Consider the following 14367-nt stretch of genomic DNA (forward strand, 5'->3'; position numbering starts at 1 on the left):
CTCCATGTCGTCGGGGCAGTCAGGGTGACACGCGGCACGCGCGCCCGCGCGTCGGGAAACCGGACGCCTGGCCGGCTCGGGACGCGCTCCGTTGCCGCGGCCGGGCACGGTGGTACCACTCGCCGAGGAGCATGACGGCAAGCAGCACCTCGGCGCCGTCACCGCCGTAGTACAGGAGCTGCGCGCCGGCCTCGGGGTGCGCCGCACCGCCGTGGTGGTGCGCCTCCACGGCGCGGGCGTAGAGCACCCTGGCCGATGAGCCCAGTGACCCAGCCGAGCGCCGGCGGTCACGTCCGTCCATCCCCCGCTCCCTCCCCGTGGTCGGGCCAGGGAGCCTGCCACGGCGGACGGTGCGCAGCAGCAGGAACGGCTCAGCGGCGCTCGAGCCGGACGAGGACCTCCGCGTGCGAAGTCTGGGGGAACATGTCGAGAACCTGGCCCTGCACGGGCACGAGCGAGGGCATGGCGGCGAGGTCGCGGGCCAGGGAGGTCGCGTTGCAGCTGGAGTAGAGGACGTGGCGGACCCCGGACTCCTCCAGCCAGCCGGCGAGGGTGGCGCCGATGCCGCGCCGCGGCGGGTTGACGATGACGAGCTCGGGGGCTTCCGGGGCGGACAGCGCGAAGGCCGTCGCGTCCCCGGCGAGGAAGCATACGGACTCGAGCCGGGCGTCGAGGCGGCTGCGCTCGGCCGCGGCGACGGCCGCCTCGCTCGTCTCGATGCCCACGACCTCGCGTCCCGGCGCTGCGCAGTGGAGGGCGAAGCCGCCCACGCCGCAGTACAGGTCCCACACCGACGAGGGCGCGAGCTCCTCCACCCACCGGCTCGCCTGGGCGTAGAGGGCGGCGGCGACAGCCGTGTTCGTCTGGAAGAAGCCCTGCGGGCGCAGGTGGAGGTCGACCTCTCCCAGGCGCATCGTGAGGGTCTGCTGCTCGGTGAGGACGATCTCCTCCGCCCCTTCGACCATGGCCTTGTGCTCGGGCAGGAGGTTGACGGAGACGACGGCGAGGCGCGGCAGCGCTGCGCGCAGGCCTGGGAGGTGCTTGCGGACCCTCGGCAGCGCCTCCGAGGAGCGCAGGACGAAGCGCACCATGAGCTCGCCGTGCGGGGACTCGGTGACGACGAGGTTCTTCAGCTCCCCGCGCCGGGTCGGGACGTCGTAGGGGGTGAGGCCCGCCGTCGTGATGAACCCGGTGAGCGCCTCGAAGGCGCCCCGGATGCCGGGGGCGATGATGCCGCAGGCGCGCAGGTCGTTGCCGCGGCCCTCGGCGTCGAGGATGCCGAGCGTGGGTGCGGCGAGGCTGCCGCCGACGACCATCTTCGCCTTGTTCCGGTAGCCGGCCTCCGCGCTGGCCAGCGGCTGGAGCCAGCCGAGCCCGCGGTGCGCGGCGAGCAGCGTGCGCACGTGCTCCTGCTTGCCGGCGAGCTGCTCGGCGTAGGGGCGGCCCATGAGGGTGCACGAGCCGCAGCGGGCGGCGTCGAAGTAGGAGCACTGCATGGCCGCTCCAGCGTACGGCGGGGGGTGGCGCAGCCGCAGTAGAGATCCGTCACCTCGTGACCCCGGCCGCCCGGCCCGGGTTCCCCAGCAGCTGGCGGCGCACTTCCCGATCAGCCGTCGCACTTTCTGACGCCCTGGTGGGAGTCGAAGGGGCGACGGATCGCGCCGGGCCGCATCGCCCCGGGCCGCATCGCGCCGGGCTGGATCAGCGGCCGAGCCGGGGGATGCCGCGGGCGGCGTCGAGCTCCTCGCGGGTGGGGCCGAGGCCGTCGGAGCGGGCGGCGACGGAGGCCGCCACGACAGCGTGCTCGACGAGCTCGTGGAGCGAGCCCCAGACGAGAGTGCGCAGGTCCGCACGGTTAGCGACGCCGAGGAGCCCGCCCTTCCACAGCCCGTCGATGACGCCGGCGACGAAGGCCTCGCCGGCGTCCTGTGCACCGCGGCCGTGCACGGTGGCCGTCACGCCCACGGCGTTGGCGGCCCACGCGCCCTCACCGGCGGCGGAGACGATGACGGTGCCGGGACCTGCCCCGACCCACCGGCGCAGGACGCTCTCGCGTGCCTCGCCGGGGTAGAGCATCTCGAGGTCGGCGGTGGTCGCGATGACCACGTCGGCGCGCGTGACCAGCGCCTCGACGCGCGCCCGCACCTCCTCGCGGCGGCCGGGCAGCTCGCCCCGCAGGCCCGGCTCGTAGACGATCGTCGCGCCGGGACGGTAGGCGCTGACCGTGCGGGCGACGCTGTCAGCGGACGGCTCACGCACCGCGCCGGCCGAGCCGACGTGGACGACGAGCGGATGGTGGAAGGGCCCGGACTGGCGGCGGTTGCGTGGGCCGGTGCCGTCGGCCGGGATGCGTACGACGGGGCGGCCCAGCCGCTCGAGGCCCTCGGCCACGAGCGCGCCCGCGGCGTCGCGGCTCGCCACGTCGTCGACGACGACGAAGGCGGGTGAGTCGAGGACTCGGCGGTCGGTGAGGGTGGGGGTGGGCGCCCAGCCGAGGGTTGTCGGCGGCTTCCGGCCGTCACCCAGCGTGGGGTCGGTGCTCGTGCGGCGCAGGGGTGTGGCCTGGCTCGGAGCCTTGTGCGAGGGAACCGATGTCGGCGCCGAGCGCTCCTGCTGGTCGGTGTCGATGGTCATCTCGGCGTCGCCCATGCGGCGTCCTACCCCCCATGTTGATGGTGCTTCCTCACACAACCTACGGCTGTGCCGCGTCGGCGCAAGGCGACGTGGCGTCCCGGAAGCGTAGCCGGTCCCCGGGCCTGGCCTGAGCCAGAACGTCGAGGTCGGTGTCCCGGACGACGGCGAGGACGGGGTAGCCGCCGGTCACCGGGTGGTCGGCGAGGAAGACGACGGGACGGCCGTCCGAGGGGAGCTGGACCGCTCCGGCGACGGTGCCCTCACTCTCCAGCTCGGCGTCGTCCACGCGCTCGAGCGGCGCGCCGTCGAGGCGCAGACCGACCCGGTTGGACCGGTCGGTGACCGTCCACGCCTGGCCGAGCAGCCGTTGGAGGGACTCTGCGGTCACCCGGTCCGCCCGCGGCCCGAGGACGACGCCGACGGTCAGCTCCTCGCCGGACCGCACGCGGGCGGGCTCGGGCTGCCCGACGGCGCTGCCGGGCGGGGGGCCCACCGGCAGGACGTTGCCGGCGGTGAGGGGCGGCGGCCCGGTGCCGGAGAGCAGGTCGGTGGAGCGGCTGCCGAGCACGAGCGGCACGGCGACGCCGCCGCGGACGGCGACGTACGCACGCAGGCCGACCGCCGGCGGGCCCAGCCGCAGGACGTGCCCGTCGGGGACGAGGAAGGGGGTGTCGGTCGGCGGGTGGGCGAGCTCCTCGCCGTCGTGCCAGAGCGTGAGGGGTACTGGGGCACCGGAGACGGCGAGGACGTGGTGGCCGGTGGCGCGCAGCTCGAGGCCACCGAGAACGGTCTCGACGACGGCGGCGGCGCGGTCGTTGCCGACGAGGCGGTTGGCCTGGCGTGCGGAGCCGCGGTCCGCGGCGCCGGAGGGGCTGACGCCGAGGTCGAGCAGGCCGGGACGCCCGAGGTCCTGCACGAGGCTCTGCACACCGGCGGTCACCACGGTGAGGGCGGAGGTAGGTCTGGAGCCTGCGCCGCTCGCGGTGGGGTCAGAGAATCTTGCGCCCGCAGCCCGGCCCGCGGCGGTGTCAGTGCCCCGGTCGGAGCGGGCGGGCGTGCCGGTCCTGTCGGCGGGACCGGCGGGTGCGCTGCTCTCCGGTGCCGGAGCGGTGGCCGCCCCCGGGTCGGCACCGCGTCCGGCGACGCGCTCGCGCACCGGGCGAAACCGCACCCGGTCACCGGGCCGCAGCAGCGCCGGCGGCTGCCGGTCGAGGTCCCACATGGGCGCGTCGGTGCGGCCGACGAGCTGCCAGCCACCAGGCGAGGAACGCGGGTAGACGGCGGAGAAGTGGCCGGCGAGGGCGACCGCCCCGGCCGGGACCGCAGTGCGCGGACTGGCTCGCCGCGGCACGGTGAGCGTCGTCGGCCCCACGAGGTAGGTGAAGCCGGGTGCGAAGCCACCGAAGGCGGCCGTCCACTCCTCCCCCGAGTGGGCCGCGACCACGGCCTCGACGCTGAGGCCGGTGTGCGCGGCCACGGTGGCGAGGTCCGCGCCGTCGTACACGGTGTCGATGACGACGACGTCCCCGGCCGCCGGGGGCGCGGACGTCACCTCGAGCTTGCGCAGCACGGGCGCGAGCCGGTCGCGGGCGGGCCGGTCGCTGACGCTGACGAGGACGGTGCGGGCGGCGGCGAGCACCTCGACCTGGCCGGGCAGTGGTGAGGCGGTGAGGTGGGCGTGCAGGCCGAGCACCTCGGCGAGGTCGGCGCAGCCGACGAGCAGCGCCCGCTCCCCCACCGGGCGGACCGCGCGGCCGGTCACCGGAATCCGGTCACCGGGACGCCGGCGGCGTCGAGGGCCTCGCGCACCGCCGTCGCGATGGCCACGGCGCCCGGGGTGTCGCCGTGGACGCACACGCTCTGTGCCCGGACGGGCACGGCCGTGCCGTCGACGGCCGCGACGGTGCCCTCGGTCACCATCCGGACCACCCGGTCGGCCACCTCCTGCGGGACGGTGACGACGGCGCCCGGCCGGGAGCGCGGGACGAGGGTGCCGTCGGGCAGGTAGGCGCGGTCGGCGAACGCCTCGACGACCGGGCGCAGGCCGGCGGCGCGCGCCTCCTCCTCGATGACGGTGCCCGGCAGCACGAGGATCGGCAGCCCGGGGTCGACGGTACGGACGGCCGCCGCCACGGCGCGGGCCTGCGCGCGGTGGTGGACGATCGCGTTGTAGAGCGCGCCGTGCGGCTTGACGTAGCGGACCGCGCTGCCGGCCGCGGCGGCCAGCGCCTGCAGCGCCCCGATCTGGTAGACGACCTCGTCGGTCAGCTCGCCGGGGTCGACGTCCAGGAAGCGCCGCCCGAAGCCGGCGAGGTCGCGGTAGGACACGTGCGCCCCCACGGCCACGCCCGCCTCGGCGGCGAGGGCGCAGGTGCGGCGGGCGGTCCGCGGGTCCCCGGCGTGGAAGCCGCAGGCGACGTTGGCGCTCGTGACGACGCGCAGGATCGCGGCGTCGTCGCCCATCGTCCACGCGCCGAAGGACTCCCCGACGTCGGCGTTGAGGTCGATCGGCACTGGGGGCTCCCTTCGGGCGGGCGGTCTCCGCTGGGCGGCAGCGTATCCGCCGCACCCTTCCGATTGTGCGAGCGGCCGGGGCGGCGGCACGCTGTGCTCATGTCGAACCCCACTGCCGCCATCCTCGTCATCGGCGACGAGATCCTCTCCGGACGCACCCGCGAGGCCAACGCCTACCACCTGGCCGGTGAGCTCACGCGGGTGGGCATCGACCTCGCCGAGATCCGGGTGGTCCCGGACGACCACGACGTCATCGTGGAGGCGCTGAACGCGCTGCGGGCGCGGTACACCCACGTCTTCACCTCCGGCGGGATCGGTCCCACGCACGACGACATCACCGCGGACGCCGTCGCCGCCGCGTTCGGGGTGAGCATCGACGTCCGTGCCGATGCCCGGGCGCTCCTCGAGGAGGCGTTCGCCGCCCGGGGCGCCACCCCCACGGCCGACCAGCTGCGCATGGCCCGCATCCCCGACGGCGCGCGCCTCATCGTCAACCGTGTCTCGGGCGCGCCGGGCTTCACCATCGGCAACGTCCACGTCATGGCCGGCGTGCCGAGCATCTTCGTCGCCATGCTCGGGGCCCTGCTGCCCACCCTCGCCGCCGGGGTGCCGATCCGCTCGCGCGAGGTGCGCTTCGAGGTCGGTGAGGGGCGCATCGCCACGGGCCTGCGGCAGCTCGTCGAGGAGATGCCGGGAGTAAGCTTCGGCTCCTACCCCTTCTCCGAGGGGCAGCTGCGCGGGACGAACGTCGTCGTCAGGGGCACCGACGAGACGCTGCTCGACGACGCCGTCGCGCGGCTCGAGGAGCTGCGCGCCTCGCTCCACTAGGACCCGTCCCGCAGGTCGCGGCGCATGAGCACGCGCGGGAAGCCGCTCAGCACGGAGCTCGTGTCGGCGACCTTGACGAAGCCGGCGCGCTCGAAGACGGCCCGGGTGCCGACGTAGGCCATCGTGAGGTCCACCCGCGCGCCGTCGTTGTCCACGGGGTAGGCCTCGACGGCGGGCGCGCCGTAGGACCGCGCGAGCTCGACGGCGCCCGCGACGAGGTGGTGGACGATGCCGTGACCGCGGTGGCCGGGGCGCACCCGCACGCACCACAGCGACCACACGGGCAGGTCGTCGACGTGCGGGATCCGCCGGTTGCGGGCGAAGCTCGTGTCCGCGCGCGGGTGGACGGCGGCCCAGCCGACGACGTCGTCGCCGTCGTAGGCGAGCACCCCGGGCGGCGGGTCCTCGGCGACGACCTGACGCACCCGCTCCCCGCGGTCCGGGCCGCGCAGGGACAGGTGCTCCTTGGACGGCAGCCGGTAGCTCAGGCACCAGCACACGTTCGCGTCCGGCCGCTTCGGGCCGACCATCGTCGCGACGTCCTCGAAGACGACGGCGGGGCGTACCTCGATCGCCATGGCGCCATGATGCGCCGTGCGCGGCCCGGGCGGAAGGGGCCCGCCGCGCCGCCCGGGACGGTAGCGTCGAGCCAGCCCTCCCCCGACCCGGAAGACGCCGATGATGCCCTCCGCCCCCTCCCCCGTCGACCCCTCCCTGGCCCACCGCGTGGCGCACGCGACCCTCACCGTGCGAGACGCGGACGGAGTGCCGCTGACGGACACCGAGGTGACCGTCGAGCAGGTCCGCCACCGCTTCGCCTTCGGCAACATCGGCTTCGACCTCATCCCCCTCGCCAACGGGGAGACGTCCGGGCAGGTGGACAACGTCTTCGGCGGGGCGGCGCCCGACCAGGGCGAGCACCTCGCGGCGCTGTGGCTCGACGTCTTCACCACCGCGACGCTGCCCTTCTACTGGGCGGGCTTCGAGCCGGAGCGCGGGCGCCCGGACACCGAGCGCCTGCTGCGCACTGCGCGCTGGTTCCAGGACCGGGGCGTCACGGTCAAGGGCCACCCGCTCGCCTGGCACACCCTCGCGCCGGACTGGCTGCGCGCGCTGCCGACGGCGGAGGTCGCTGAGACGCTGCGCGGCCGGATCCGGCGGGAGGTCGGTGACTTCGCCGGCGTCATCGACACGTGGGACGCCATCAACGAGGTCGTCATCATGCCTGTCTTCGCCAACGAGGAGCACGAGAACGCGATCACCCGCCTGTGCCGGGAGCAGGGGCGGGTCCCGACGGTCCGGCTCGCCTTCGAGGAGGCGCGGGCGACCAACCCCTCCGCGACCCTCCTGCTCAACGACTTCGACCTCTCCGCCGACTACGAGCGCCTCATCGAGGAGGTGCTCGAGGCCGGTATCCAGGTCGACGCCCTCGGGCTGCAGACCCACATGCACCAGGGCTACTGGGGCGAGGAGAAGATGCTCGCCATGGTCGAGCGCTTCGCACGCTTCGGGCTGCCGCTCCACCTCACCGAGACGACGCTCCTCTCGGGCGACCTCATGCCTCCGGAGATCGTCGACCTCAACGACTACCGGGTGCCGTCGTGGCCCTCGACGCCCGAGGGTGAGGAGCGCCAGGCGGAGGATGTCGTGCGGCACTATCGCTCCCTCCTGTCCCACCCCTCGGTGCAGGCCATCACCTACTGGGGCCTCACCGACGACGGCGCCTGGCTCGGCGCCCCGGCGGGCCTCGTCCGGAGCGACGGCACGCCCAAGCCCGGGTACGAGGCGCTGCGCCGGCTCCTCAAGGAGGAGTGGTGGCTGCCGGCGACGACGCTGCGGACCGACGCGGAGGGGCGCGTGCGGGTCTCGGGCTTCCTCGGGGACTACTCGGTGGCTGCCGACGGCGCCACCGCGGCCCTCGCGCTGGACGCCGCCGGGCCGACCGCCGCGGAGGTGCGGCTGAGTCGGTAGCGACACGGCACGCCGTGATCCCGTGGCTGCGTGGCCGCCGGCCTAGCCGGTGGCATCATGAGGGTAGTCCCGGCCGTCGAGCGCTGCTCCCCGGGGCCATCCGTACCGGAACGAGGGCGTCGGCGACGCTCTCGCCACGCCCCTGGGTTGCTAGGGAGTGATCCGGATGTCGAACGTCCCTCACCTGCGCGCCGAGCAGACCGAGGACCCGTCGCCGAACCAGCAGGTCCCGTCCATGCTGCTCACGCTCGTCGTCGTGGCTGCGCTCGTACCCGGCGCCGCGGTGCTCGGCCTCACCTGGGTCGTGCGGCTCGTCGCCGCCGGATGGGGGCCGCTGCTCGGCGGTGCGCTCTTCGCCGCCACGTGGCCGCTCGTCCACCGCGCGTGGCGCGAGCTCAGCGGCCGGAAGCCGGAGCTGCCGCTCGGGCTGCCGGGCTGGGTGTGGCTGGGCGCCGCCGGGACGATGCTGTGCTGGGTGCTGTAGGCCGCGTCCCACCCCCGCACCTTAAGGTCTCGTCGTCGGGCGAACAGGCTGAACCGGGGCCTGGCCACGTCGACGAGAAGGCCGCTAGCTTTGCGGTTCCGGGAGCGTGTGCCGCGCCGGTCAGGCCGGCGGCGTGGCCGCTGCGGCGATGACCCGCTCGCACAGCTCGTGGGTGACGAGCGCGTCGCCGGCGTCGATCCGCCGGCCCTCCCGGACGGCGCCGAGGAAGTCCGCGCACATGGCGTCGAAGCCGCGCAGCTCGGTGGCCGGACGCCACCCGTCGCGGCGGACCAGCCGCTCCCCGCCGTCGTGGTCGACGACGTCGGCGAGGTCGGTGACCTGCCTGCGGCGCCCGTCGCCGACGACGTCGAGCAGCTCGTGCGCACCGCCCGACGTCCAGCTCATGACGCCCGTGGCGAGGCGGCCCTCCCCGGTGAACTGCACCGCCACCCGGCGGGTGCGGCCGGCGTCGTCGTGCCGGACGGAGACGGTGAGGTCCTCGAGGATGGACGGGACGAGGAAGCGGAGGGTGTCGAGGACGTGGATGAAGTCGTCCAGGACCATGGGCCGCGCCTCACCGAGCGGGTGGGAACGGTGCTTGTGGAGGGTGACGACGTCGCGGTCGGGCCAGTCGCCGAGCGCGCGGTAGGCGGGGGCCCAGCGGCGGTTGAAGCCGACGGCGAGGGAGACTCCGCGCTCGGCGGCGAGCGCGACGAGCCGGGCGGAGGTCTCGAGGTGCGGGGCGATCGGCTTGTCGACGAGGACCGGCACGTCGTGGCGCAGCAGCGTCTCGACGATCTGCGCGTGCGCATCGGTCGGGGCGTGGACCGTGGCGGCGTCCGGGCCGGAGGCGATCGCGGCGTCGAGGTCCGTGAAGCGGTCCGCGATGTGGTAGCGCTCACCGACGGCGTCGACCGTCTCGCGGCGGCGGGAGACGAGCACCGGGGTGAGGCCCGGGGTGGCGGTGAGGACGGGCAGGTAGGCCTTGGCCGCGATGTCCCCGAGGCCGATGACGGCGACGCGCACCGGTCAGGCCCTCCCGACGGGCGCAGCGAGCGTTGCCGAACCGTCCCGGACGGGGACGATCTGCTGGCCGAGCGGAAGGAGCGCGAGGGGCACCATCTTCCAGCACGCGATGCCGAAGGGGATGCCGACGACCGTGAGGCAGAGGAAGAGGCCGGCCAGGAGGTGCGCGACGGCGAGCTCCCAGCCGAGCAGGAGGATCCACAGCACGTTGCCGACGAGGGCGAGGGCCCCGGCATCGCGGCGGAAGACCGACCGGCGGCCGAAGGGCCACAGGACGAAGCTCGCGAGCCGGAAGGAGGCGATGCCGAAGGGGATGGTGATGATGGGGATGCAAGCGATGACCCCGGCGACGACGTAGAGCAGCGCGAGCCACCAGCCGGCGAGGAGGAGCCACAGGACGTTGCCGATGGTGCGCATGGGACCACGGTAGCGGGACGGGGGCTGGCCGGAACGGGTTGCGAGGCGCAGCGGTTGGGGATGGCGGTCACGCGGGCCCGGGATGGTGAGGTGGTCGCGCGGAGTGGCGGTCTCGTGACGGTCGGGCGTGGTGGTCAGGTCCGGGCGACCGGTTGGCGCAGGATGGTGCGCTGCCGCTCGGGTGCGACCCGGCGCACGTCGCTGAAGTAGATCTCGTGATGGGTGCCGGTGGGGCGCAGGCCGCGCTCGGGCAGGACCTCGCGGTGGAGGCGGTCGAGGACGGGGCCCTCCTCGTCGAAGGAGCCGACGTGGAGGGTCTGGACGCAGGTGCCCTCCGCGAGCGGCGCGACGCGCAGCTCGTCGATGAGGGCAGGGCGCTTGGTGGTGCGCACGTGCTCCACCGTGTCGTGGGCGAGGGAGGTGGGGACCCAGTCCGGGACGAGGAGCAGGAGCGTCCAGTCCCACTGGGACTTGTCACGGGCGGAGGTGAAGGCGTCCATGTCGCTCGCCCGCCACAGCCCCTCGAGCGGCGGGACGACGTAGTCGCGGCCGAGCTGCTCCTTGCTCGCGAACTTCAGTGCGTACGCCACCGGGTAGAGGGTCTCGACGGCGGCGGTGAAGGCGGGCGCGGTGTTGGGGTCGCCGTGGCCGTCGACCATGAGGTAGCGGAGCTCGGGGATCTCGAGGACCCGGAACTCCCCACGTCTGGCCTGGTAGCCGTCGAAGGTCTTCTTGAGGTCCGTCCTGCTCGTTCCTGGCGTCGACTCAGCCATCGCCGGCCTCTCGGGTCGTTCCAGTGGTGCACAGATGGTGACAGGGGGTGGACGGCTTCGCCAGGGCGCGGGACGCGGTTCGTCTCGGCGCCGTGCCCGTCAGAACGGGGGCTCGTCGTCGGCTGCCCATGACGGCCCGTCGGCCCCGGGCCACGGCGAGGCCGCCCGGAGTCCTCCCGGCGGTGCCCAGCTGCCACTGTTGTCGGTACCGGCGGAGATCTGCGCGAGCACACCGTCGACGAACGCGGGGTCGATCGCCCTGCGCTGCCTGACGGACTGCCGTCCCAGCTCCCGCAGCTCCTCGGCGGTGCGACGGGGCATCGTGACGATCGTGCCGTCCGGGCGGCGGAGGTAGCCGTGGCCGACGGGACCGGCCCAGGCGTAGGTCCGGTCGGAGCCGTGGGCGACGGTGTAGGCACCGATGGTCTTGACGGCGTGGTCCCGACCGCACTCGGGGTTGGTGTTATCCACGGAGGTGACGCCACCGTGCTGCCACTCGTGCTCGTGGTCGAGCTCGCTGTGCCGTGCGGGGTACGGGCAGCCGGGGCGGGCGCAGGTGCGATCACGCTCCCGGGCGAGCTCGGCGATCGCGGTCGCCGGCTGGTAACGGGTGCGTCCAACGTCGATGACCTGATTCGTCGCGGGATCGGTGACGAGCCTGCGCCACACCCCGCCGGCCGCCAACGCCCGGGCGATGACCGGTGGGACGGGTCCGTACCCCTCGAGCTCGGCGACCGGCTCGGTGGTCCGCTCGAGCGGGCTCTGCTCCCCCGGCGCGGGCAGGTAGTCGCCGAGCGGGACGGTGATCCGCACGTCGACCCTGCTGCCGCCCAGCGTGCCCAGCCGGATCGTGGGCAGGAGTCCGCCGGGGAGCCGGTGCCCAGGGTACGGCGGGCAGGAGATGACCGGAGACGCGGCGGGGCGGGCCGGTGTCGGGGTGTCCGGTTCGTGCGCTGGCGTACCCGGTGGAGGCGCGGTGCCCCGAACCTCAGGCGCTGGAGCACCCGGTGGAGGCGCGGTGCCCCGAATCTCAGGCGGTGGAGCACCCAGTGGGAGCGATGCCTCTGTTACTCCAGGTGGTGAAGCACCCGGCGGAGGTGGGGACGGCGGGGAGCCGTCGGGCGGCTCGGAAATGACCCCGCAACCGCACACGCGCAGGGCAGCGTCCGGGCCGATGTGGCCGCAGGCGAGAGCGGTGTGCGCCATGAGCGCGAACGCGTCGGCGCGGAGCTGGTCGAGGGTGCGCTTGTCCCCCTGATGCTTGGCGGACCGGGCCACGGAGTCCAGAGCGAGGTCGAAGGCGATGGCGTCGGCGGCCGGGACCGTGGCGGACACCCGCGCCATGCCGTCGGGCAGCGGCTGGGGGCGGGACACGCAGCGCCGCTGCCTCGCGCGGCGGTGCCTCTCGTCCGCGTGGTCTGGGTCCACCGCGATGACGGCTCGTGAGAGATCGTTCTGCAGCTGGCGGAGCGTGCGGCCGGGAGCCTTGTCGACGACCTCCCACTGGGCCGCCATGGCGACGTCGGAGGGAAGGTCCTCGAGCGCCTTGACGATCGCCTGCGCGCGCGGGTAGTCGATCTGTCCGTCCTCCAGCGCCTCACCGGTGAGGTGGAAGAGCCCCTCGAACCCGCGCCCGTTGGAGACGATCCGCATCGCGCTCTGGCGGCTCGTCCGCAGGCGCATGGCCAGCTCCTCACCGACGACGCACTCGCCCCGGTCCCGGCCGGGCACCTTCCCGGGCCACGTGGGGTTGAGTGCGGGCCGCCTGCTGAGGGCCGCGGCCGCGCGGGCGGTGCGTGCGGCCGCCCACGACTCCATCCGCCGGTAGGCGGCGACGACCTCGACGAGCGAGTAGTCGTCGACGTCCTCGGCGGTCTCGACGACGTCGAGGAGCTGCGCTAGCCGCGGCCCCGGCGGCAGGTGCTCGAGGTAGTCCCCCAGCGCCTGCGGGACGGGCAGGAGCTCGGCGACCATCTGCCGCGGCCAGTCGGCGGCCTCCTCCTCCGCGTACTTCGGGAGCCGGAAGCTGGCGAACTCGGCGTGGACGAGCGGGTCGCACTCGGTGGGCGGGAGGAGGTCGGCGGAGCGCAAGGGCGAGTCGGGGGCGAGCCTGCTCAGGAGATCTGCCACCCGAGCCTCGGCGAACCCCTCGGGCTCCGACCCGCGCGGCGCGTCGCCGTCCGGGTCGACGTCCTCTCGCTCGCTCAGTGTCATCGCTCGCCCTCCTTCCCCTATGATATAGAACACACGTTCGAGTATGCAAGGGGTGTGGACAACGATCCGGACGGTCCGCCGTCGGCCGCTACGCTCGACGCCGTGAAGATCGTGATCCCGGGAGGAACCGGACAGGTCGGTGGTGCACTGCGGCGGGCACTGGCGGCGCGAGGCGACGACGTCGTCGTCCTCAGCCGCCGGCCGGAACGGCTCGAGGAAGGTGTCCGCCACGTCGTCTGGGACGGACGCACCGTAGGTCCCTGGGCGCGGGAGATCGACGGCGCCGACGCCGTCGTCAACCTCGCAGGCCGGTCGGTGAGCTGCCGGTACACCGACGCCAACCTGCGCCAGATGATGTCCTCACGCGTGGACTCGACGCGCGCCGTCGGCGAGGCGATCGCCCGGGCCGAGCGTCCGCCGCGCGTGTGGCTGCAGATGAGCACCGCGACGATCTACGCCGACGCGCGCAGCCGGCCCGGCGATCTCCCCCACAACGAGAGCACCGGCGTCATCGGCGGTGACGAGCCGGACGTCCCCCTCTACTGGGAGTACAGCGTGCGCATCGCGCGGCGGTGGGAGGAGACGCAGGCCGAGGCCGACACACCCGCCACCCGCCGCGTGGCCCTGCGCACCGCGATGGTCATGACGCCGGACCGCGGCGGCGTCTTCGATTACATGTCGTGGATGGTCCGGCTCGGCCTGGGCGGTGCGGTCGACGGCGGTCGGCAGTACGTTTCGTGGATCCACGAGGAGGACTTCGTGCGCGCCGTCGAGCTGCTCCTCGAGCGCGACGACATCGACGGCCCGGTCAACCTCGCCGCACCCCAGCCGCTCCCGCAGCGCGAGTTCATGCGCGTCCTGCGACGGGCGTGGGGACAGCCGCTCGCGCTGCCGGCCACCCGGCTCATGGCCGAGGTCGGTGCCTTCGCGCTGCGGACGGACACCGAGCTGCTCCTCAAGAGCCGGCGGGTCCTTCCCGGGCGGCTCGCCGACGCCGGGTTCACCTTCCGCCACCCGACGTGGGAGCTGGCGGCACCGGACCTCGTGAGGCGGGCGCGCGGGCAGCGACGCGGCGGTGGCCGCCGGCGCCTGGGCTGACCCGCGACGACGCCGACGGGTGCACCACCAGGAGCTGCGACGGCGCACCTACCGCTGGCAGGAGATCTCCGAGGTCTGCTCCACGGCGAAGTGGGGAGAGTCGTTCGTCGAGCTGGTCGGCCACGACGGCGAAGCGGTGCGCCTCCCCCGGTCGACTGAGCGCCTCGACGTCCTCCGGCGCTGGTACGCCGCCGCGTCAGGCCGGCCCCGGCCGTAGCCACCCCTGGGCCGGCCGCGCCACGCGGAACGGCACCGTGACGGCACGGGCGGATGATGACCGCCATGGGTCCTCTCCAGCGCCCACCCACCGGGCCGGCGGTGCACATCCGCCTCGCGGACGGCGACCGGCGTCACCTCGCCGCACCAGCCCGTGCCGCCATGGCCGCGGTCGCGGTCGCGATCGCGGTC

At 74.4% G+C, this 14367-nt stretch carries 15 protein-coding genes; 5 read left to right on the forward strand and 10 right to left on the reverse strand.

Features of this window, described 5'->3' with window-relative positions; all coding sequences use genetic code 11:
- Positions 1-19: 19 nt before the first annotated feature.
- The 5 genes from M3148_RS02980 to M3148_RS03000 all read right to left on the reverse strand — a co-directional run bounded on the left by M3148_RS02980 (position 20) and on the right by M3148_RS03000 (position 5097).
- Positions 20-301 (reverse strand): hypothetical protein, encoded by a 282-nt coding sequence (locus M3148_RS02980; RefSeq protein ID WP_251303157.1) that lies wholly within the window; start codon positions 299-301, stop codon positions 20-22.
- 70 nt (positions 302-371) lie between these two features.
- Positions 372-1496, reverse strand: a complete 1125-nt coding sequence (gene rlmC, locus M3148_RS02985) for a 23S rRNA (uracil(747)-C(5))-methyltransferase RlmC (protein ID WP_251303158.1) — start codon at positions 1494-1496, stop codon at positions 372-374.
- A 205-nt stretch (positions 1497-1701) separates the two neighbouring features.
- The gene (locus M3148_RS02990) at positions 1702-2649 is read right to left on the reverse strand and encodes a carbohydrate kinase family protein (protein WP_251303159.1); all 948 of its coding nucleotides are present in this window, start codon (positions 2647-2649) and stop codon (positions 1702-1704) included.
- A 43-nt stretch (positions 2650-2692) separates the two neighbouring features.
- Positions 2693-4396 carry a 5-oxoprolinase/urea amidolyase family protein gene (locus tag M3148_RS02995; RefSeq protein WP_251303160.1) on the reverse strand — a complete coding sequence of 568 codons (1704 nt, stop codon included), beginning with the start codon at positions 4394-4396 and terminating at the stop codon, positions 2693-2695.
- Positions 4393-5097, reverse strand: coding sequence for a 5-oxoprolinase subunit PxpA (locus M3148_RS03000; RefSeq protein WP_251303376.1), 705 nt, complete (start codon positions 5095-5097; stop codon positions 4393-4395). Before M3148_RS03000 ends, M3148_RS02995 begins: the two co-directional genes overlap by 4 nt.
- A 150-nt stretch (positions 5098-5247) precedes the next feature.
- Here M3148_RS03000 and M3148_RS03005 point away from each other — a divergent pair, with 150 nt between their 5' ends.
- Complete coding sequence (locus M3148_RS03005) at positions 5248-5976, forward strand: competence/damage-inducible protein A (protein ID WP_251303161.1); 729 nt, start codon at positions 5248-5250, stop codon at positions 5974-5976.
- On the opposite strand, the gene M3148_RS03010 is transcribed toward M3148_RS03005, so the two are convergent.
- On the reverse strand, positions 5973-6554 hold the full coding sequence (locus tag M3148_RS03010; RefSeq protein ID WP_251303162.1) for a GNAT family N-acetyltransferase: 582 nt from the start codon (positions 6552-6554) through the stop codon (positions 5973-5975). The two genes, M3148_RS03005 and M3148_RS03010, sit on opposite strands and share 4 nt — an antisense overlap.
- Positions 6555-6657: 103 nt before the next feature.
- Here M3148_RS03010 and M3148_RS03015 point away from each other — a divergent pair, with 103 nt between their 5' ends.
- The gene (locus tag M3148_RS03015; RefSeq protein WP_251303163.1) at positions 6658-7947 is read left to right on the forward strand and encodes an endo-1,4-beta-xylanase; all 1290 of its coding nucleotides are present in this window, start codon (positions 6658-6660) and stop codon (positions 7945-7947) included.
- A gap of 166 nt (positions 7948-8113) precedes the next feature.
- Positions 8114-8431, forward strand: a complete 318-nt coding sequence (locus M3148_RS03020; protein WP_251303164.1) for a hypothetical protein — start codon at positions 8114-8116, stop codon at positions 8429-8431.
- 120 nt (positions 8432-8551) lie between these two features.
- On the opposite strand, the gene M3148_RS03025 is transcribed toward M3148_RS03020, so the two are convergent.
- The 4 genes from M3148_RS03025 to M3148_RS03040 form a co-directional block, all read right to left on the reverse strand.
- Positions 8552-9457, reverse strand: a complete 906-nt coding sequence (locus tag M3148_RS03025; protein WP_251303165.1) for a Gfo/Idh/MocA family protein — start codon at positions 9455-9457, stop codon at positions 8552-8554.
- A gap of 3 nt (positions 9458-9460) precedes the next feature.
- The gene (locus M3148_RS03030) at positions 9461-9874 is read right to left on the reverse strand and encodes a YccF domain-containing protein (RefSeq protein ID WP_251303166.1); all 414 of its coding nucleotides are present in this window, start codon (positions 9872-9874) and stop codon (positions 9461-9463) included.
- 134 nt (positions 9875-10008) lie between these two features.
- A complete protein-coding gene (locus M3148_RS03035) occupies positions 10009-10647 on the reverse strand; it encodes a GyrI-like domain-containing protein (RefSeq protein ID WP_251303167.1) in 639 nt (212 codons plus the stop codon).
- Between the two features lie 99 nt (positions 10648-10746).
- Positions 10747-12861, reverse strand: coding sequence for an HNH endonuclease signature motif containing protein (locus M3148_RS03040; RefSeq protein ID WP_251303168.1), 2115 nt, complete (start codon positions 12859-12861; stop codon positions 10747-10749).
- A 102-nt stretch (positions 12862-12963) separates the two neighbouring features.
- Here M3148_RS03040 and M3148_RS03045 point away from each other — a divergent pair, with 102 nt between their 5' ends.
- Together M3148_RS03045 and M3148_RS03050 are read left to right on the forward strand one after the other, a co-directional pair.
- The gene (locus M3148_RS03045) at positions 12964-13959 is read left to right on the forward strand and encodes a TIGR01777 family oxidoreductase (protein WP_251303169.1); all 996 of its coding nucleotides are present in this window, start codon (positions 12964-12966) and stop codon (positions 13957-13959) included.
- Positions 13960-13978: 19 nt separating this feature from the next.
- Entirely contained in the window at positions 13979-14176 is a 198-nt protein-coding gene (locus M3148_RS03050; RefSeq protein ID WP_251303170.1) for a PH domain-containing protein, read from the forward strand.
- The last annotated feature ends 191 nt before the right edge of the window (positions 14177-14367 follow it).

It is taken from the genome of Georgenia satyanarayanai (assembly GCF_023715365.1).
In the GTDB taxonomy this organism is placed as follows: domain Bacteria; phylum Actinomycetota; class Actinomycetes; order Actinomycetales; family Actinomycetaceae; genus Oceanitalea; species Oceanitalea satyanarayanai_B.